Origin of the sequence: Azorhizobium oxalatiphilum (genome assembly GCF_014635325.1) — a bacterium.
Taxonomy (GTDB): domain Bacteria; phylum Pseudomonadota; class Alphaproteobacteria; order Rhizobiales; family Xanthobacteraceae; genus Azorhizobium; species Azorhizobium oxalatiphilum.
Map to the genome: position 1 here is coordinate 1,792,818 of NZ_BMCT01000001.1, position 17,374 is coordinate 1,810,191.

A 17,374-nucleotide genomic window follows, 5' to 3' on the forward strand; every position below is an offset into this window, starting at 1 on the left:
AAGGGTGCCTCCGGGCGCGCATTCTCATAACATTCTTTTATAAAGAAAAGTTCTAAATGCATTTGACGTCGGGTGCCTGCCGTATGAGCATTCCCATAGCGCGCCCACAAACAGGGCAAATAAACGCGCCCTTCCTGGCCTCCCGCCGATCCCGATGATTGCAACGAGGGGAATGAGAGAATGCGCCTGTCCCTGAAGCCTTTTGCGGCCTCTCTGGCCCTGCTTGCCGGCGCCGCCGGCCTCGCAGCCCCGGCCATGGCCCAGCAGACCTTCTATGTCGCCGGCTATGGCGGCACCTTCGAGCAGATCATGCGCAAGGAGATCATCCCGGCCTTCGAGAAGGCCAATGGGGTGAAGGTCGAGTATGTGGCCGGCAATTCCACCGACACGCTCGCCAAGCTTCAGGCCCAGAAGGGCAACCAGCAGATCGACGTGGCCATTCTCGACGACGGCCCCATGTACCGGGCCATCAATCTGGGCTTCTGCGCGCCCATCACCGGCCTGCCCACGGCCGAGCTGTTCGACACCGCCCGCTTCAAGGATGACAAGGCGGTGGGCATCGGGCTCGTCGCCACGGGCATCATGTACAACACCAAGGTTTTCAAGGAGAAGGGCTGGGCGCCGCCCACCTCGTGGAACGACCTGAAGGACGCCAAATACAAGGGCGCTCTCGTCATTCCGCCGATCAACAACACCTACGGCCTCTACACGCTGGTGGAGTTCGCCCGCATGAATGGCGGCGGCGAAAAGGCCATCGAGCCGGGTTTCAAGGTCATGAAGAATGACGTGAATCCCAATGTGCTCGCCTATGAGCCCTCGCCCGGCAAGATGACTGAACTGTTCCAGAGCGGGCAGGCGACGATCGCCGTGTGGGGGTCGGGCCGGGCGGCCTCCTTCGCCGCCACGGGCTTCCCGGTGGATTTCGTCTATCCGAAGGAAGGCGCGGTGGCGCTTCTGGCCTCGGTCTGCCCGGTGGCCAAGGGGGGAGACGGCAAGCTCGCCAACGCTTTCGTGCAGGCCATGGTGGCCCCCGAGTTCCAGGCCATCCTCTCGAAGGAATATGGCTACGGCCCGGTGAACAAGACCGCCAAGGTGGACATGGAAGCCCTGCGCATGGCCCCCGTGGGCGAGCGGGCGGCCAAGCTGCTGGTGTTCGACTGGGACACGATCAACCCCAAGATCGACGAATGGACCAAGCGCTGGAACCGCGAGGTGGAGCGCTGATGCTGGCGCGGCCCGGCACCGCAGGCAGCGCCCCCATGACGGCGGACGCCTTTCTGGCCCTCGACGGGCTCACCAAGCGCTATGCCGACCATGTGGCGGTGGATGCGCTGAGCCTCGATGTCGCGCAGGGGGAGTTCATCTCCCTGCTCGGCCCCTCCGGCTGCGGCAAGACCACCACCTTGCAGATGATCGCCGGTTTCGTGGATCCGAGCGGCGGCGCCATCAATCTGGAGGGACGAGACCTCGTGCGGGTGAAGCCGGCCCAGCGCGGGCTCGGCATCGTGTTCCAGAGCTATGCGCTCTTCCCGCACATGACGGCGGCGGAGAATGTAGCTTTCGGCCTCGAAATGCAGAAGGTGCCGAAGGCCGAACGGCAGGCGCGGGTAAGTGAAGCCCTTGCGTTGGTTGGGCTTTCTGCGCTGTCCGATCGCTATCCCCGGCGCATGTCCGGTGGCCAGCAGCAGCGCGTGGCGCTGGCCCGCGCCCTGGTCATCAAGCCGCGCATCCTGCTGCTGGACGAGCCGCTCTCCAACCTCGACGCCAAGCTGCGTGAGGAGATGCAGATCGAGCTGCGGCAGCTCCAGCGCTCGCTGGGCACCACCACCATTCTCGTCACCCACGACCAGCACGAGGCCATGGCGCTCTCCGACCGCATCGTGGTGATGAACGCCGGCAAGGTGGAGCAGATCGGTCGTCCGCAGGATGTCTATGAGCGTCCCGCGACGCCCTTCGTCGCCAATTTCCTTGGCAAGACCAATGTGTTCGAGGCGAACATCACGCGCGAGGGCGACGATGTGAAGGCCGACGTGGGCGGCGTGCGCTGCCCGTGCCCGCGCCATGTGGCCGACAGTGCCGGGCCGGTGATGCTCACTGTGCGTCCGGAAAAGATTTCCTTCGCAGATCAAGGGCTTGCCTGCCGCATCTCTTCGCGCGTGTTCCAGGGCACGCACTGGCTCTTCATCGGCGAGACGCCCTCCGGCACGGCCACCATCGTGTGCCAGAACGACGGGGTGGCAAAACCCGAGGAGGGGGACGCCGTGCACCTCGCGTGGCGGCCCGAAGACGTGGCGCTGCGCGCATCCGGTGGCGGGCGATGAGCGCGGTGGTGCATATGGCCCCGCGCCGGGAGGGGGCGCCGTCGTGGCTGGCGCCGTTCCTCATGCTGCTGCCGGCCATGCTGTTGATATTGGGCGTGGTTCTGGTGCCGCTCGCCATGACGGCGCTGCTGTCGTTCCACAGCTTCTCCAGCTCCAGCGGCATCTCCACCGACATGTCGCTGGCCAACTGGGCCGAGATCGTCGCCGATCCCTATTACATGGAGATGTTTCTGCGCACCTTCCGCATCTCGGGCGTGGTGACTTTGGCCTGCTGCCTCATCGGCGCGCCGGAGGCTTACATCATCCATCGCATGCAGGCACCGTGGAAGGGCATCTTCCTCGTCATCACCCTTGGCCCGCTGCTGATCTCGGTGGTGGCGCGCACGCTGGGCTGGGCGCTGTTGTTTGGCGGGCGCAATGGCGTGGTCAACAAGGCTCTGATGGACCTCGGCATTTTGTCCGAGCCCATCCCCTTCATGTTCACCGAGGGCGGGGTGATGGTGGCCCTCACCCATGTGATGATGCCCTTCATGGTGCTCTCCGTATGGGCTGTGCTGCAACGGCTCGATCCGCGCTCGGAGAATGCCGCGGCCTCCCTTGGCGCCTCGCAATTCACCATCCTCAGCCGCATCGTGCTGCCGCAGGTTCTGCCGGGCATATTGTCGGGTGCGATCATCGTTTTTGCCTTGTCCGCCAGTTCCTTCGCCACCCCGGCCATCGTCGGCGGGCGGCGGCTGAAGGTGGCGGCGACGCTGGCCTATGACGAGTTCCTCAACACGCTCAACTGGCCGCTGGGGGCGGCCGTCGCGGTGCTGCTGCTGATCGCGATCGCGGCCATCGTCATCGGCTGCAACGCATTGGTGGAAAAGCGCTATTCGAGGATGTTCCAATGAGCCGGAACGGACCTCTCGCCCTCATCTTCCATGTGCTGGTCATGGTGTTCATGCTGGCACCCATTCTTATCGTGTGCGTGGTGGCGTTCACGCCCGAGGGCTATTTGTCCTTGCCCACCAACGGTTTGTCGCTGCGCTGGTTCAGGGCCATCGCCAATTACCCCGAGTTCATCTCCGCCTTCGGGGACTCGCTCTGGCTGGCGGCCTTGTCCTCGGTGATCGCGGTGGGCATTTCGGTGCCGGCGGCGCTGGTGGTGGCGCGGCATCATTTCCCCGGGCGCAACATCTTGTGCGCGCTCATTCTTTCACCCCTGATGATCCCGCATGTGGTGCTGGGCGTGGCCTTCCTGCGCTTCTTCACCCAGATCGGGGTGAGCGGCACCAAGATCAGCCTGATCCTCGCCCATGTGGTGATCGTGCTGCCCTTCGCCTTTCGGCTGACGCTCTCCACCACCACCGGGCTCGACCGCTCGCTGGAGCAGGCGGCCATCTCGCTAGGGGCTTCAGGCGCAACACTTTTCCGGCGGGTGACACTGCCGCTGATCCTGCCCGGCGTGGTGTCCGGGCTGGTGCTGGCCTTCATCAACAGTTTCGACGAGGTGACGATGACAGTGTTCATCGCCGCTCCCGGCGCGACCACGCTGCCGGTGCGTATGTTCCTCTACATTCAGGACAATATAGACCCGCTTGTGACCTCCATCTCGGCCGCGCTGATCGCACTCACCGTCATTGTCATGGCGGTGATCGAGAAGCTGTTCGGCCTGGAGCGTCTGCTGGCGGGTGAAGGGGGCGGACGCTCATGAGTACGGACAGGAAATCCTACGATGTCGCTGTCATCGGCGGCGGGCTGGTGGGCGCCTCCATCGCCTATGGCCTTGCGAAGTCAGGGCAAAAGGTGGCCGTTCTGGATGAGGGCGACATTGCGCTCAGGGCTTCGCGGGGCAACTTCGCGCTGGTCTGGGTACAGTCCAAGGGCATGGGCATGCCGGAATATGCCGGCTGGACCGTGCGGGGCGCCGGCTTGTGGCCGGGTTTTGCCGCGCAGCTCAAGGAGGAGACCGGGCTCGACGTCACGCTTCAGCAGTCCGGCGGCTTCCATCTGGCGCTCAGCGAGGGCGAGCTGGAGAAGCGGGCGGCGCTGCTCCAGCGGCTGCACAACCAGCCTCATATGCTGCGCTATGATTATGAAATCATGGATAGATCCCGCATCGAAGCCATGCTGCCGGAGATCGGCCCCGAGGTGGTCGGCGGCAGCTATTGTCCGCTGGATGGGCATGTGAATTCGCTCAAGGTTTTCAGGGCCTTGCATATGGCCATGGAGCGGGCGGGGGTGCGCTATCTGGCGCAGCATGGGGTGGATAGCCTCAGCTATAGGGCTGGTGAGTTTTCGATCATTACGCCCAAAGGCGAGGTGCGGGCTGGCAAGGTGGTGCTGGCTGCGGGCAATGGCAATGCCCGGCTCGGGCCCATGGTGGGGCTGGAGGTTCCGGTGCGGCCGCAGCGGGGGCAGATCGTCGTCACCGAACGTACCCAGCCGTTCCTGCGCTATCCCGTCGTGACCGTGCGCCAGACCGACGAAGGCACTGTGATGCTTGGCGATTCCGTCGAGGAGGCTGGGCCGGATCCGACCGTGGGCCTGCCCATTCTCTCCAGCATCGCCAGCCGGGCGGTGCGCATGTTTCCGCGTCTTGGCAGCCTGAATGTGGTGCGGACATGGGCGGCGCTGCGGGTCATGACCAAGGACGGTTTTCCCATTTACGACCAGTCGCTTAGCTGCCCCGGCGCATTCGTGGCCACCTGCCACAGCGGGGTGACGCTGGCGGCCAGCCACGCGCTGCTGGTGGCCCCTGCCATCGCGGCCGGCGGCCTGCCGCAGGAGGAGTTCGGCGTGTTCAGTTCTCGGAGGTTCCATGTTCCGGCGTCTGCCTGAGGCGAAAGGGGACACGGTCCTCATCACGGTGGACGGAAAGCCGGTGACGGCTCGCGCCCAAGATACTGTGGCGGCAGCGCTTTTGGCCGCCGGCATCGACCATTGCCGGACCACGCCGGTGACGGGAGCGCCCCGTGCGCCCTATTGCCTGATGGGGGTCTGCTTCGACTGCCTGGTGGTGGTGGATGGCAGGGGCAACCGGCAGGGCTGCATGGTGCAGGTGGCGGATGGCATGCGGGTGGAGACCCAGCAGGGCAAGAGGGACATTGCACGATGACCACGCATGCCCCCACTTTGGACACGGACATGCCCACCGTTCCGCAGAGCTGCGACCTCGCCGTGGTGGGTGCCGGCCCGGCGGGCCTCGCGGCTGCCGCCACCGCCGCGCGCGCAGGCCTCAAGACCTTGCTGCTGGACGAAAATCCCGGCCCCGGCGGGCAGATCTACCGCGCTATCACCCGCTCGCCGCTGCCCGAAGGGGCGGTACTGGGGCCCGATTACTGGTCCGGCTCCCCGCTCGCCCGCAACGTGACGACGTCGCAAGTTACATACTTGGCCCAAACCACGGTCTGGTCGCTTGCCCGCGACCTTGAGCTGGGCATTTCACGGGCCGGATCAGCCTACCTCATCCGGCCGCGCCGGGTGATCCTCGCCACCGGCGCGCTGGAGCGGCCCATGCCGATCCCCGGCTGGACCCTGCCGGGGGTGATGACGGCAGGCGGGGCGCAGACGCTGCTGAAGTCCTCCGGCCTCGTGCCCGAGGGGCGCCTCGTGCTGGCGGGCTGCGGGCCGCTGCTGTTCCTGCTGGCCGCCCAGTTTCTGGAAGCGGGGGTGAAGATCGCCGCCATCCTCGACACCACGGCCGCAGGGGCCTGGCGGGCTGCGCTGCCGGAGGCGTTCGACTTCCTCACCTCGCCCTATTTCCGCAAGGGCATAAGCCTGCTGCGCAAGGTGCGCGCGAAGGTGAAGATCATCTCCGGCGTCACCGCCCTTCAGGCGGAAGGGGAGGGCGTGCTGCGGGCGGTCAGCTATGAGACCGCGTCGGGCAAGGGCCGCATCGAGGTTGATACGCTGCTGTTGCATCAGGGCGTGGTGCCGAACCTCAATCTCGGCAATGCCGCCGGCATCCCCACGGTCTGGGACGAGGCGCAATGCTGCTTCCGTCCGGACGTGGACGGCGAGGGCACCAGCGCCATCCCCGGCCTTGCGGTGGCGGGCGATGGCGCGGGCATCGGCGGCGCGCTGGGCGCGGCGGAGCGCGGAAAGCTCGCGGCGCTGGTGGCCATCGAGGCGCTGAAGCCCGATGCGCCGGTGCTCAGCGAGAAGCCTCAGGTTGAGGCTGCGCTCAGCAAGGTGCTGCGCGGCCGCGCTTTCCTCGACCGGCTCTATCGGTCGGCAGAGGCGTTCCGCCGGCCGAGCGGCGACACCATCGCCTGCCGATGCGAAGAAGTGAGCGCGGCCACCGTACGTGAGACGGTGAAGCTGGGCTGCGCGGGGCCGAACCAGCTGAAATCCTTCCTGCGCACCGGCATGGGGCCGTGCCAGGGCCGCATGTGCGGGCTCACCATCACCGAGCTGATGGCGCAGGCGCAGGGCGTCTCGCAGGCGGAGATCGGCTACTACCGGCTGCGGCCGCCGGTGAAGCCCATCACGCTGGCGGAACTCGCCTCACTGCCGAAGGACGAGAGTGCCATGAAATCGGTGGAGCGCGGCTGACCGCCGCTCCCCACCCAGAACGCGCCAACCCATTGCTCTGGCGCAATTTCCCGTGCGGCAGCCGCGATACCATCGGGCTGTGAAAACGTGAAGGGGAGCGGCATCTTGATGGAGCGTGCAGGGCGGCCGGACGTTCTGATCATCGGTGGCGGCCTGCACGGCTGCTCAACAGCCCTGCATCTCGCCCGCCGGGGCGTGAAGGCGCTGGTGATCGAGAAGGACCATGCCGGCCGCCACGCCTCGGGCGTCAATGCGGGCGGCGTCCGCCGGCTCGGCCGGGCCTTTGCGGAGGTGCCGCTGTCGGTGGCCTCCATGGAGCTGTGGCATAACATCCGCGACCTCGTGGATGACGATTGCGGCTTCGAGAGCCACGGGCAGGTGAAGGTGGCCGAGAGCGAGGACGACCTTGCCATTCTCGCCGCCCGCGTGGCCAAGCTTAACGGGATGGGCTTCTTCCATGAGGAACTGATCGGGCAGGACGAACTGCGCGCGCTGCTGCCGGCGGTGGCCCCGAATTGCGTGGGCGGCATCGTCTCGCGAGCCGATGGGGCGGCGCTGCCCTATCGCACGGTATTGTCCTTCCGCAATGCGGCGGAGCGGGCGGGCGCGCGCTTCATCGAGGGCACGCCCGCGGCCATGCCCATGCGCGTGGATGGGCTCTGGATGGTGCGGGTGGGGCACGATGTGTACGAGGCCCCGGTGCTGGTGAATACGGCGGGCGCCTGGGCGGATCGCATCGCGGCGGCGCTGGGCGAGCCGGTGCCGCTGGAGGTGATCGCGCCCATGCTGATGATCACCGCCCGCATGCCGCCCTTCGTGACGCCGGTGGTGGGGGCGACGCGCCGACCGCTGTCCTTCAAGCAGTTCGCCAATGGCACGGTGCTGATCGGCGGCGGCCATCGCGGCATCGCGGACCGGGACACCAACCGCACCACGCTCGATTTCGAGAAACTGGCGTTCAACGCCCGCACGGCGGCGGAGATCTTTCCCATCATGGGGGAGGCCGAGATCATGCGCGCCTGGGCAGGCATCGAGGCCCGCATGCCGGACGACATCCCGGTGATCGGCCCGAGTTTGCAAGCGGAAGCCGCCTATCACGCCTTCGGCTTTTCCGCCCATGGGTTTCAGCTCGGCCCCATCGTCGGCTCCATCCTCGCCGAACTGATCACCACGGGGGCGAGCAACCTGCCCATCGAGGCGTTCTCCATCGGACGGTTCCGGGAGGCGGGCGCCGTAGCGAAGGCGGGATAACACCCGTTACGGGAGTGTGGAGTGACTTTTCCATGGCAAAGGTCATGTTTGTCCCGTCGCCGTCAGGGGCGGCGAGGGGGGGACATGTGATGCTCAACCGCAGGAAGCTCATTGCCGCAACTCTGGCCGCGCCCGCAGCCGTGGCGGCCGGCAGTGAGGCCTTTGCCCAAGGTGCGCCGTTTGGCGTGCAGGCGGCCGTGGACGCATTCAAGGCGCTGCCGGGCACAGTCGGCTGCTATCTGATAGGCACCGGGCCGAAGGGCAATTGGGAGGCCGGCGCCAGCGCCACGACGCCCCTGTTCATCGCCAGCAGCTGCAAGACCTTCATCCTCGCCGCCGTATTGCGCGCGGTGGAAGAGGGTCGGATCAGCGAGAATGACCAGTGGGCCGTGGATGACAGCGTGCGCACCCTCGGCAGCCAGATCTTCGAGCATCTCACCGGCACCACCACGGCCCGCGCGGTGCTGGAGGCGATGATCGCCCATAGTGACAACACCGCCACCGATATCGCCCTCTCGAAGGTGGGGCCGAAGGCGGTGCGGGCGATCATCGACGAGGCTAAGCTGCCCGACGTGAAGATCCCCGATTCCACGCGCCGCATGCTCTCCTATTTCGCCGGCGCGCCGGACGGCACGGACATCGGCTGGAAGGGCGTGCAGGAGCTGGAGACGGGCAAGACGTTCGGCACACCCCGGCCGCCGATGAACGATAAGCAGACCATGCAGGGCACGGCGCGCGAGATGGTTCTGTGGTATCAGAAGGCCCTTGCCGGAGCCTTCTTCGCGAAGCCGCAGACGCTGACCGAGTTCAAGCGCATCCAGGCCATGGCGGATGCGCTCGCCGTCACGGTGCCGGACGGCATCGCCGCTTACGGCAAGGGCGGCAGCATCAATTGGCAGACGTTCAACAGCTTTGCCCTGTCGGGCCAGATGGTGCTGGGCGCGGGCGGGCTCGTCACCTTCTCCGTCACCATCAACTGGGACGGCCCGGCCGATGGCATTCCGGACGTGTTCGCCAAATACAGTGCAGGCGTGACCGAACTGTTGAAGCAGGCGTCCTTGCCCTATCGCGGATGAGCGGGTCCGTGCGCGCCGGGTGCCGCCGCCTTGAGGGGGGCTCCATGCCCGCACGGCGGCGGAGATCTTCCCCATCATGGGGAAGCTCAGATCATGCGCGCCTGGGCTGGCATTGAGGCCCGCATGCCGGATGACATCCCGGTAATCGGCCCGAGCCTTGAGGTGGAAGCGGCCTATCACGCCTTCGGCTTTTCCGCCCACGGCTTCCAGCTCGGGCCCATCGTAGGCTCCAGTCTCGCCGCGCTGATCACCACGGGGGCGAGCAATCTGCCGATTGAGGCCTTCCCCATCGGGCGGTTCCGGGGGGCGGGCGCTGTGGCGAAGGCGGGGTAGGGCGCCTCATGACGATTTGCCGTCGATGCGAGCTGTTATCCGGAGAGGCTTCGACGCCCGAGCAGGGAAGGAAATGGGCCGTGAGACGGGAGCTCTCCGAGACGAGCGTGCTGCGAGACAGGCGTGCTATGGGACAAGCGCGTTGCGAGACGCGTGAACCTCGCGTGCCTGTCTTGGTGTCGAATGCTCCTCGGCGTGCGCATGACGTCATGCGATGGTCGTTATCTCTTGTCAGTCCGCGCCCGCTCCAGCGGCGGTCGTATCGCGCCATCTGGAATGATGCTCGGCCACATTCTCTATTTCATTGAATCTATAATGTATGTGAAGAATTCACGTGTCTCCTGAATCTTTGCCGCGCCATGCTTGTCTATCCGAACGAGCATTCGTCTCGCCCAGAGGTTCTGGTAATCGCCGACTTGCGATTTTTTCATGAGATCAAATGGATCTAGTTTGAATACAGATGATAGCTCAACAATTATTTTTTCCTCTGAATTCACTCCTTGATGTACCGGATTTACGGCGTGTCTGATGCCAATCGCCCTCCAGATAAAATTGGCGTAGTTGCCCTGGACGAAAGGCATCAGTTTGTCTGAAAATTTATCGCACGCAGGTTGTCTGTGTCCCGCGAGATAGCCGACAAGTCTTTCCTGCTCGTCCCTCGCCTCGAGGAGGAATGCCGTGCAGATGTAGAGGTCGCCTACCACGATCACTCGCGTGCCTTGATTCACTGGGACGAATGTTACGGTGTCGACCGGAACGGAAACCGTTCTTGATGCCGTTCCCGCGCGTGCGCCGGCCGTGGCGAAGGTGCGCGGGCCGGTGTGAGGTGTCGCCGCCGCCGCCCGTGCCGCAGTGGTCGCCGCCTGCGCCGCTGCTTCCGCACCGGCCCCAGCCGCCTGAGCGGCGGGAGCCTGCGCCGGCGGGAGCGCGCGGTCTATGGCCAGGGCGCGGGTGCGGCTGTTCAATTCGAGCCGCCGACACACGCACGCGTTTATGACGCGCCCCGGCATGGCACGTCCCATGATCCTATAGGGCAATCTCAGGTGGGCGCGCCTTGCGAGGGACATCATCACCATTTCATTATTCCTATATTCAAGTAATTTGTTTTCGAGCTATGCTCTATGTTGGGGTGTGTTGTAGTAATCGGCGTCGATATGCGGTTGGGTGTCAATAATGATCGGGTGTCTTCGGTCAGCGGCTGCGCGGAATGGGAAAGCAACCACGCTGCGCCCTTGGCGGGCTGCATCGTGGCACCTCCCTCGCGCCCTTTGCGCTTCCGCGTCCCCGGTTCTAAAAGACGGCCGTGATGCCGCCCGCGCGCCGGGTGCGACCCGCTTCAAGGACCGCTGCCATGACCATCGCCGCCGCGCTCGCCGAACTCCCCACCCCCTGCCTCGTCCTCGATGAGGCGCGCATGCGGGCCAATATCGCCCGGCTGAATGCCCATCTCGCGCCCCTGAACGTGACGCTGCGGCCGCATCTGAAGACGCTGAAGTCGGTCGAGGCCGCCCGGCAGGTGCTCAAGGGTGGGAACGGCCCGGCCACCGTCTCCACGCTGAAGGAGGCGGAAGTGTTCGCGCAGGCGGGCGTGAAGGACATCATCTATGCGGTGGGCATCGCCCCGCAGAAGCTGCCGCGCGTGCAGGTGCTGCGCGGCGCGGGCTGCGATCTCGCCGTGGTGCTGGATACGCGGGCGCAGGCGGAAGCGGTGGCGGAAGCCTCCCGCGCCTCGGGCGAGGCCATTCCGGCGCTGATCGAGATCGATTGCGACGCCCATCGCGCGGGCCTCAAGCCCGATGATGCAGAGATCGTCGCCATCGGCCGCATTCTGGTGGATGGTGGGGCGGAGCTGCGCGGCGTGCTCACCCATTCCGGCGGCAGCTATGGTGCGGTGGGCGCCGAAGCGCTGGCCGATTTCGCCGAGCAGGAACGCGCCGCCATCGTCGCGGCGGCGCAGACGCTGCGGGATGCCGGCCTGCCGTGCCCGGTGGTGAGCGTGGGCTCAACCCCCACCGCCCATTTCGCGCGGGATCTGACCGGCGTCACCGAGGTGCGCGCGGGCGTCTATGTGGCGCAGGATCTGGTGATGGCGGGCATCGGCGTCTGCAAGCCGGAGGATATCGCCCTTTCCGTGCTCGGCACGGTGATCGGCCACCAGCACGAGCGCGGCTGGATCCTCGTGGATGCGGGCTGGATGGCCATGTCGCGGGATCGCGGCACGGCGAGCCAGAGCGTGGATCAGGGCTATGGCATGGTGTGTGACGTGGAGGGGAATGTGATCCCCGATCTGATCATGGTGGCGGCCAATCAGGAGCACGGCATCATCGGTCTGCGTCCGGGCAGCACGGCGACCCTGCCGGAGCTGGCGGTGGGCGAGAAGCTGCGCATCCTGCCCAACCACGCCTGCGCCACCGCCACCGAGCATGACGGCTATGAGGTGATCCCCGCCAACGGCAGCACTCGCCTCGCCCACTGGCCGCGTTTCCGGGGCTGGTGAGGGGCGCGCGAAGCTCTTCCAGTGTGCGGGGCCTTGCCGCAAGCGCAACGCAAAACCCCCTCTGGTTCGCGTGGCCTTGCCGCAAGCGCAACGTAAAGCCCTCTCCCGCTTGCGGGGGAGGGTTGGGAGGGGGCAGGGCGGCCCCCTCGGGCGAGCGCGACAGGCGGGATTGGCGTAATGGCAGGAGTGCCGGAAATCATCACCGCGGCGACAGGCGGTGAGGGCGCTCAGCCCCCTCCCTAACCCTCCCCCGCAAGCGGGAGAGGGGACCTGTTGTGCGGGCGGGGAGGCTGCGCCGGTGGCGTCATGTGGGCGCGCCTGCGCGCATTGCGGACAGTCAGTAGCGCCTCGCGCAGCCGGCCAAAAACCTCAGATCTCAGCCTGCCCCTCGATGACGAACACGCAGGCGCCTTCCAGCAGCACGCGATCACCGGTCAGGGTGCAGGTCATTTCGCCGCCGCGCGCGGAGGCCTGATGGGCGAAGAGCGTCGTCTTGCCGAGGCGGTCGCCCCAATAGGGGGCGAGCGTGGTGTGGGCGGCGCCCGTCACCGGGTCTTCCGGAATGCCCTTGGCCGGGGCGAAATACCGGCTCACCACATCGAAAGGCCCATCGCCCGGCGCGCTGACGATGACGCCCGGCCGGTCGAGAGCGGCAATGGCGGCAAGATCGGGCGTCAGCGCCCGCACAAGCGCCGCATCCGCGACCAGCGCGAGATAGGTGAAGGCGTTGATCCGGACGTCCTCCGGCATCACGCCGAGGGCCTCCGCAAGGCCCGCCGGCACAGGCACGCTTTCGCTGGCGCGGGCGGGAAAGTCCAGCACATAGCCGCTGTCGGTGCGCGTCACGGGCAGGGCGCCGGAGGCGGTGTGGAACGTCACCTGCCGCCGGCTCGGTTCAAGGCGCTCCATCACCACGGCGGCGCTGGCGAGCGTGGCGTGGCCGCACAGGGGCACTTCCACCTTGGGCGTGAACCAGCGCAGGCGATAGTCGGCACCCTCGCGCACCAGGAAGGCCGTCTCGGACAGGTTGTTCTCGGCGGCGATGGCGGTGAGTACGTCGTCGCCCGGATAGGCGTCGAGCAGCATCACGGCGGCGGGGTTACCGGAGAAGCGGGTGCGGGTGAAGGCATCCACCTGGAAGAAGGGCACGGGCATGGCAGGCAACCTCGAAACGGTCAGAGCGCTTCCGCGTTTCTCCGAATCGCGAAAACGCTCCAGGCTATCGGTTTGTCGCAATTCCTTTCGCAGAACCGCACACACGTCTGCGGGAATTGCTCAGTCGGTATCGCCGCCCATATAGGCCCTCGCGGCGGGCCGCTCCATGAGGCGGGCGAAATAGGCGCGGGAGAGCGGCATGTCCGGCCGGGCCATGGGCGTCTGGAACCAGCGGTTGACGGACAGGCCGATGACGATGTCCGCCAGCGTGAAGGCGCCCCCGCAGACATGGCGCCGGCCATCCGCAAGGCGGCCCTCCAGCAGGCGCAGCATGCGCGACCATTCGTTGAGCGAGGCGCGGACCTGCTCGTCCGTGCCGGCGTGCGGGCTGCCGCGCACGATGGAGAGGAAGGCCGGGCGCCATGCGGCGTTGAACTCGGTGGCCTGCCAGTCCATGACCTCCTCCACCCGCGCCCTCCCGATGGGGTCGGCGGGCAGCAGATCGTCGCGGCCGTGCTTGGCCGCCAGATAGCGCATGATGGTGTTGGACTCGGTCAGCACCAGCGGGCCGTCCACCAGCACCGGCACCAGACCCTTGGGGCTGAGCACGCGGAAGGCGGCGTCCGCCGTGGAGCGCGTGTTGCCGCCCCAGTCTTCCTGCACATAGTCGAGCCCGATCTCGTCGCAGGTCCAGCGGACCTTGCGGACATTGATGGAGCGCGGATGGCCGAGCAGGCGGACGTGGGGGAGATGGGACGGACGGGGGTGCATGGAGGGACGGATGGGCAGACCTTGCGAAAAATGTGCCTTGCGAAAGGTAATCCCCGCTCCGGATACGCAATTGGATCGGGAGCGGATGACTCACATCCCGCATCCCCCCGGGGCAGGTGGTGGCACCGTGCGCCCACTTTGTTAGCCATGCAACAGGAAGATTGACCTCGGAGCAAAGAGGGTTTTGGGGAGGTATTGAGGTATATTCCTGGGACGTTCCGACTTTAGGGCAGGCGATGGTTTTCCCGTTGTGCCTTCGCCCATGCCGCCTATAAGCGGCGCCTGAGCCGTATCCCCGCCAGACCGGAGCCCGACGCGCATGGATTTCCGCAGCCTCGAGATCTTCTACTGGGCCTCGCAGCTGGAGAGCTTCTCGAAGGCGGCGGAGCGCATGAACACCACCCAGCCGGCGGTCTCCCAGCGCATCGCGGCGCTGGAGGCGGAGCTGCACTGCCGGCTGTTCGAGCGCTCCTCGCGCTCCATCAGCCTCACCGAGAAGGGGCGGGTGCTGGTGGATTATGCGGAACGCTTCCTGCGCCTGCGCTCCTCCATGCTGGATGCCATGGCCTCGCCCTCGGCGGTGAGCGGACTGGTGCGGCTCGGCGTGTCGGAGACCATCGTGCAGACCTGGCTCGCCCGCTTCATGGAGCGGGTGCATGCCACCTATCCCAACATCATCATCGACATCACCGTGGACATCACGCCGGTGATGCGGGCTGCGCTGCTGAAGGGGGAGCTGGACCTTGCCTTCCTGCTCGGCCCCATGCCGGAGGCGGACCTCGCCAATGTGAAGCTCTGCGACTATCCGCTGCGCTTCGTGGCGGCGCCGGCGCTGGATGTGGGCACGGAGCCGCTGAGCAACCGCGACCTGCTGAAGCACCCCATCATCACCTATCCCAAATCCACCTATCCCTACACCTATCTGCGCGAGGTGCTGAGCATCCCGGATCTCGGCGCGCCGCGCATCTTCTCCAACTCCTCGGTCTCCACCATCGTGCGCATGACGCTGGACCGTATCGGCATGAGCGTAATCCCGCCCGCGGTGGTGGCGGAGGAACTGGCGGCGGGCAAGCTGAAGGTGGTTGAGACCGAGCTGGACCTGCCGCCGCTCTCCTTCTCCGCCAGCTATCCCATGGCGCTCGGCGGTGGACTCGCGGCCCTGCTGGCGACCCTCGCGCTGGAGGTGGCGCGGGAGGGCATGGCACCGGGCATTCAGGAGCCGTAACAGCAGGCTCGCATAAGCCTGTTCTATGCAAATTTATATGTATTCATAATTTGATATGATGAAATTCACATGATGTCATGACGCCTCAAACCCCTGAGGCCATGATGTCCCAAGCCGCTTCCGCACTCGCTTCCGCTGCCGTTCCCACCGTCACCATCGCCGACGTGGAGGCGGCCAATGCCCGCATCGACGGGCAGATCGTGCGCACTCCTCTGCTGGAGAGCGCGGTGGTCAACGAGGCCTGCGGCGCGCGCATCCTGATCAAGCCGGAGATGCTCCAGCACACCGGCTCCTTCAAATATCGCGGCGCCTGTCACCGGGTGAGCCAGATGACCGATGCCGAGCGCAGGGGCGGCATCGTGGCCTGGTCGTCGGGCAACCATGCGCTGGCCATCTCGGCGGTGGCGGCGCGCAACGGCATCAAGGCCACCATCCTCATGCCCTCGGATGCCCCGCGCACCAAGGTGGAGGGCGCCCGCCGCCTCGGCGGCACCGTGCGGCTCTATGACCGCGCCACCGAAGTGCGCGAGGAGATCGGCGCCGAGATCGCCCGCGAGACCGGCGCCATCATCGTGCCGCCCTATGACGACCCCTATGTGATCGCCGGACAGGGCACCGTGGGCCTGGAGCTGGCCGAAGGCGCCAAGGCGCTGGGCGTGACGCTGGACGCGGCGCTGCTGGCGTGCAGCGGCGGCGGGCTTGTCTCGGGTGCGGCCATCGCGCTCAGCAGCCGCTCACCAGCCACCAAGGTCTATGCGGTGGAGCCGGCCGGCTTCGACGATCTGGCCCGCTCGCTCGCCTCCGGCAAGCCGGAGCGCAATGCGGCCGGCGCCAAGTCGCTCTGCGACGCCCTGCAGGTGCCCACCCCCGGCGAGATCACCTTCCCGCTCTGCCAGGCGCTGCTGGCCGGCAGCCTTGTGGTGAGCGATGACGAGGTGAAGCGCGCCATGCGCCTCGTCTATGACGCGCTGAAGCTGGTGGTGGAGCCGGGCGGCGTGGTGACGCTGGCCGCAGTCCTCGCCGGCAAGCTCGACGTGGCCGGCAAGACCATTGGCGTGGTGCTCTCCGGCGGCAATGTGGATGCCGACAAGTTCGCCACCATCATCGCCGCCTGATCTCTTTTCGGACCCATCCCCATGCTTGAGACCACCAGCCCCATCTACGCCCGCGTGGCGGCCACCATCGATGCCTTCATGATGCTCGACATCACCGGCGTCGGCCTCATCGGCAACATCTACGCCGCCGCCCAGCGCCGCCAGCCCGGCTATGTCTGCATGGGCGCGGCCGAGATCATCACGAAGACGCTGAAGGAGAAGGGCGGCCCGGTGCTCATCGCCACCGGCTTCCCGGAAGGCGGCGGCGTGCCGGAGACGGACGGCCCGGTGGGCGCGGCGCTGCTCGCCCGCGCGCTCTTCCTCGGCTTCAACGTGGAGAGCGTCATCGTCGTGGACGCGGACTGGGAAGAAATGATGGTCGCCACCTGCCGTGGCGCCGGCCTCTCGCCCATGCCGTTCCCGGCGGATGGCGTGATCAAGCCCATCCCCTTCCTGCGCCCGGTCTATATCCGCACCGTGCCCAAGGACACCGAGGGCTGCGTACGGGTGACGGACGCGCTGTTCGCGCAGACCAAGCCCTCGCTGCTGATCGCCATCGAGCGGCCCGGCGCCAATGTGAACGGCCTCTATCACGGCCTCGGCGGCCGCCCGCTGGACGGCATGGTGGCCGATCTCGACCAGCTCTTCCGCAAGGGGCTGGATATGGGCCTGCCCTTCATCGGCATCGGTGACGGCGGCAACGAGCTGGGCATGGGCGTGATCGCGGAAGACCTGCCCGCCTTCTCGCCCAAGGCGGTGGACTGCGGCATTCCCGGCCGGGGCGGCGTGGGGGCTGCGACCGCCGCCTCGCATCTGGTGGTCTCCAATGTCTCCAACTGGGGCGCCACCGGCATCATCGCCGCGCTCTCGGCGCTGCTGGAAAACCCCATCGTCTTCCACGATGCGGAGCTGGAGACCCGCTGCATCGAGCTGTGCGTGGCCGGCGGCGGCGTGGACGGCATGTTCATGGCCCCGGAGCCTGCGGTGGACGGCATTTCCACCAAAGAGTGGGAAGGCCTCATCCGCACGCTGAAGGCGACCGTGGAGCGCACCATGGGCAACAGCGTAAACTGGAAGGGTGATCGCGGCGACTGGCGCCAGATCAAGTGATC

The 17,374-nt window shown here is 66.5% G+C and carries 17 protein-coding genes; 14 read left to right on the forward strand and 3 right to left on the reverse strand.

From position 1 onward, the window contains the following. Positions 1–192: 192 nt before the first annotated feature. The 10 genes from IEW24_RS08085 to IEW24_RS08130 all read left to right on the forward strand — a co-directional run bounded on the left by IEW24_RS08085 (position 193) and on the right by IEW24_RS08130 (position 9,520). Positions 193–1,224, forward strand: a complete 1,032-nt coding sequence (locus IEW24_RS08085; RefSeq protein WP_373870034.1) for an ABC transporter substrate-binding protein — start codon at positions 193–195, stop codon at positions 1,222–1,224. Beyond that, the gene (locus IEW24_RS08090) at positions 1,224–2,321 is read left to right on the forward strand and encodes an ABC transporter ATP-binding protein (RefSeq protein ID WP_244644254.1); all 1,098 of its coding nucleotides are present in this window, start codon (positions 1,224–1,226) and stop codon (positions 2,319–2,321) included. The genes IEW24_RS08085 and IEW24_RS08090 overlap by 1 nt, the downstream gene beginning before the upstream one ends. Beyond that, positions 2,318–3,214 (forward strand): ABC transporter permease, encoded by an 897-nt coding sequence (locus IEW24_RS08095; RefSeq protein ID WP_373870019.1) that lies wholly within the window; start codon positions 2,318–2,320, stop codon positions 3,212–3,214. The genes IEW24_RS08090 and IEW24_RS08095 overlap by 4 nt, the downstream gene beginning before the upstream one ends. After that, positions 3,211–4,017, forward strand: coding sequence for an ABC transporter permease (locus IEW24_RS08100; protein WP_188577017.1), 807 nt, complete (start codon positions 3,211–3,213; stop codon positions 4,015–4,017). The genes IEW24_RS08095 and IEW24_RS08100 overlap by 4 nt, the downstream gene beginning before the upstream one ends. Then, on the forward strand, positions 4,014–5,144 hold the full coding sequence (locus tag IEW24_RS08105; RefSeq protein ID WP_188577019.1) for an NAD(P)/FAD-dependent oxidoreductase: 1,131 nt from the start codon (positions 4,014–4,016) through the stop codon (positions 5,142–5,144). The genes IEW24_RS08100 and IEW24_RS08105 overlap by 4 nt, the downstream gene beginning before the upstream one ends. After that, positions 5,125–5,421, forward strand: a complete 297-nt coding sequence (locus tag IEW24_RS08110) for a (2Fe-2S)-binding protein (protein WP_188577021.1) — start codon at positions 5,125–5,127, stop codon at positions 5,419–5,421. Before IEW24_RS08105 ends, IEW24_RS08110 begins: the two co-directional genes overlap by 20 nt. Beyond that, entirely contained in the window at positions 5,418–6,860 is a 1,443-nt protein-coding gene (locus IEW24_RS08115) for an NAD(P)/FAD-dependent oxidoreductase (RefSeq protein WP_244644218.1), read from the forward strand. The genes IEW24_RS08110 and IEW24_RS08115 overlap by 4 nt, the downstream gene beginning before the upstream one ends. A gap of 108 nt (positions 6,861–6,968) precedes the next feature. Continuing rightward, positions 6,969–8,111 carry an NAD(P)/FAD-dependent oxidoreductase gene (locus IEW24_RS08120; protein WP_188577488.1) on the forward strand — a complete coding sequence of 381 codons (1,143 nt, stop codon included), beginning with the start codon at positions 6,969–6,971 and terminating at the stop codon, positions 8,109–8,111. An 89-nt stretch (positions 8,112–8,200) separates the two neighbouring features. Continuing rightward, positions 8,201–9,187 (forward strand): serine hydrolase, encoded by a 987-nt coding sequence (locus IEW24_RS08125; RefSeq protein WP_188577022.1) that lies wholly within the window; start codon positions 8,201–8,203, stop codon positions 9,185–9,187. 93 nt (positions 9,188–9,280) lie between these two features. Next, positions 9,281–9,520: an FAD-dependent oxidoreductase gene (locus IEW24_RS08130; RefSeq protein ID WP_188577025.1), complete on the forward strand. Its 240-nt coding sequence runs from the start codon at positions 9,281–9,283 to the stop codon at positions 9,518–9,520. 296 nt (positions 9,521–9,816) lie between these two features. Here the strand turns inward: IEW24_RS08130 and IEW24_RS08135 are convergent, their stop codons facing one another. Continuing rightward, the gene (locus tag IEW24_RS08135; RefSeq protein WP_188577027.1) at positions 9,817–10,485 is read right to left on the reverse strand and encodes a hypothetical protein; all 669 of its coding nucleotides are present in this window, start codon (positions 10,483–10,485) and stop codon (positions 9,817–9,819) included. Positions 10,486–10,871: 386 nt separating this feature from the next. Here IEW24_RS08135 and IEW24_RS08140 point away from each other — a divergent pair, with 386 nt between their 5' ends. Then, complete coding sequence (locus IEW24_RS08140; RefSeq protein ID WP_188577029.1) at positions 10,872–12,017, forward strand: DSD1 family PLP-dependent enzyme; 1,146 nt, start codon at positions 10,872–10,874, stop codon at positions 12,015–12,017. Positions 12,018–12,386: 369 nt separating this feature from the next. On the opposite strand, the gene IEW24_RS08145 is transcribed toward IEW24_RS08140, so the two are convergent. Both IEW24_RS08145 and IEW24_RS08150 read right to left on the reverse strand, forming a co-directional pair. Next, positions 12,387–13,172, reverse strand: a complete 786-nt coding sequence (locus tag IEW24_RS08145) for a PhzF family phenazine biosynthesis protein (protein WP_188577031.1) — start codon at positions 13,170–13,172, stop codon at positions 12,387–12,389. A gap of 120 nt (positions 13,173–13,292) precedes the next feature. Further along, complete coding sequence (locus tag IEW24_RS08150) at positions 13,293–13,943, reverse strand: glutathione S-transferase family protein (protein ID WP_188577033.1); 651 nt, start codon at positions 13,941–13,943, stop codon at positions 13,293–13,295. Positions 13,944–14,262: 319 nt separating this feature from the next. Here IEW24_RS08150 and IEW24_RS08155 point away from each other — a divergent pair, with 319 nt between their 5' ends. The 3 genes from IEW24_RS08155 to IEW24_RS08165 all read left to right on the forward strand — a co-directional run bounded on the left by IEW24_RS08155 (position 14,263) and on the right by IEW24_RS08165 (position 17,372). Beyond that, entirely contained in the window at positions 14,263–15,168 is a 906-nt protein-coding gene (locus tag IEW24_RS08155; protein ID WP_188577034.1) for a LysR family transcriptional regulator, read from the forward strand. Between the two features lie 104 nt (positions 15,169–15,272). Further along, positions 15,273–16,283, forward strand: a complete 1,011-nt coding sequence (locus tag IEW24_RS08160) for a threonine ammonia-lyase (protein WP_373870035.1) — start codon at positions 15,273–15,275, stop codon at positions 16,281–16,283. A gap of 21 nt (positions 16,284–16,304) precedes the next feature. Continuing rightward, positions 16,305–17,372: a glutamate cyclase domain-containing protein gene (locus tag IEW24_RS08165; RefSeq protein ID WP_188577038.1), complete on the forward strand. Its 1,068-nt coding sequence runs from the start codon at positions 16,305–16,307 to the stop codon at positions 17,370–17,372. The last annotated feature ends 2 nt before the right edge of the window (positions 17,373–17,374 follow it).

What these genes read in the sequence shown, in the direction of transcription:
- IEW24_RS08090 (WP_244644254.1), top strand. Translation starts at nt 1,224, where the DNA reads ATGCTGGCGCGGCCCGGCACCGCAGGCAGCGCCCCCATGACGGCGGAC.
- IEW24_RS08095 (WP_373870019.1), top strand. Translation starts at nt 2,318, where the DNA reads ATGAGCGCGGTGGTGCATATGGCCCCGCGCCGGGAGGGGGCGCCGTCG.
- IEW24_RS08100 (WP_188577017.1), top strand. Translation starts at nt 3,211, where the DNA reads ATGAGCCGGAACGGACCTCTCGCCCTCATCTTCCATGTGCTGGTCATG.
- IEW24_RS08105 (WP_188577019.1), top strand. Translation starts at nt 4,014, where the DNA reads ATGAGTACGGACAGGAAATCCTACGATGTCGCTGTCATCGGCGGCGGG.
- IEW24_RS08110 (WP_188577021.1), top strand. Translation starts at nt 5,125, where the DNA reads ATGTTCCGGCGTCTGCCTGAGGCGAAAGGGGACACGGTCCTCATCACG.
- IEW24_RS08115 (WP_244644218.1), top strand. Translation starts at nt 5,418, where the DNA reads ATGACCACGCATGCCCCCACTTTGGACACGGACATGCCCACCGTTCCG.
- IEW24_RS08120 (WP_188577488.1), top strand. Translation starts at nt 6,969, where the DNA reads ATGGAGCGTGCAGGGCGGCCGGACGTTCTGATCATCGGTGGCGGCCTG.
- IEW24_RS08125 (WP_188577022.1), top strand. Translation starts at nt 8,201, where the DNA reads ATGCTCAACCGCAGGAAGCTCATTGCCGCAACTCTGGCCGCGCCCGCA.
- IEW24_RS08130 (WP_188577025.1), top strand. Translation starts at nt 9,281, where the DNA reads ATGCGCGCCTGGGCTGGCATTGAGGCCCGCATGCCGGATGACATCCCG.
- IEW24_RS08140 (WP_188577029.1), top strand. Translation starts at nt 10,872, where the DNA reads ATGACCATCGCCGCCGCGCTCGCCGAACTCCCCACCCCCTGCCTCGTC.
- IEW24_RS08145 (WP_188577031.1), bottom strand. Translation starts at nt 13,172, where the DNA reads ATGCCCGTGCCCTTCTTCCAGGTGGATGCCTTCACCCGCACCCGCTTC.
- IEW24_RS08150 (WP_188577033.1), bottom strand. Translation starts at nt 13,943, where the DNA reads ATGCACCCCCGTCCGTCCCATCTCCCCCACGTCCGCCTGCTCGGCCAT.
- IEW24_RS08155 (WP_188577034.1), top strand. Translation starts at nt 14,263, where the DNA reads ATGGATTTCCGCAGCCTCGAGATCTTCTACTGGGCCTCGCAGCTGGAG.
- IEW24_RS08160 (WP_373870035.1), top strand. Translation starts at nt 15,273, where the DNA reads ATGTCCCAAGCCGCTTCCGCACTCGCTTCCGCTGCCGTTCCCACCGTC.
- IEW24_RS08165 (WP_188577038.1), top strand. Translation starts at nt 16,305, where the DNA reads ATGCTTGAGACCACCAGCCCCATCTACGCCCGCGTGGCGGCCACCATC.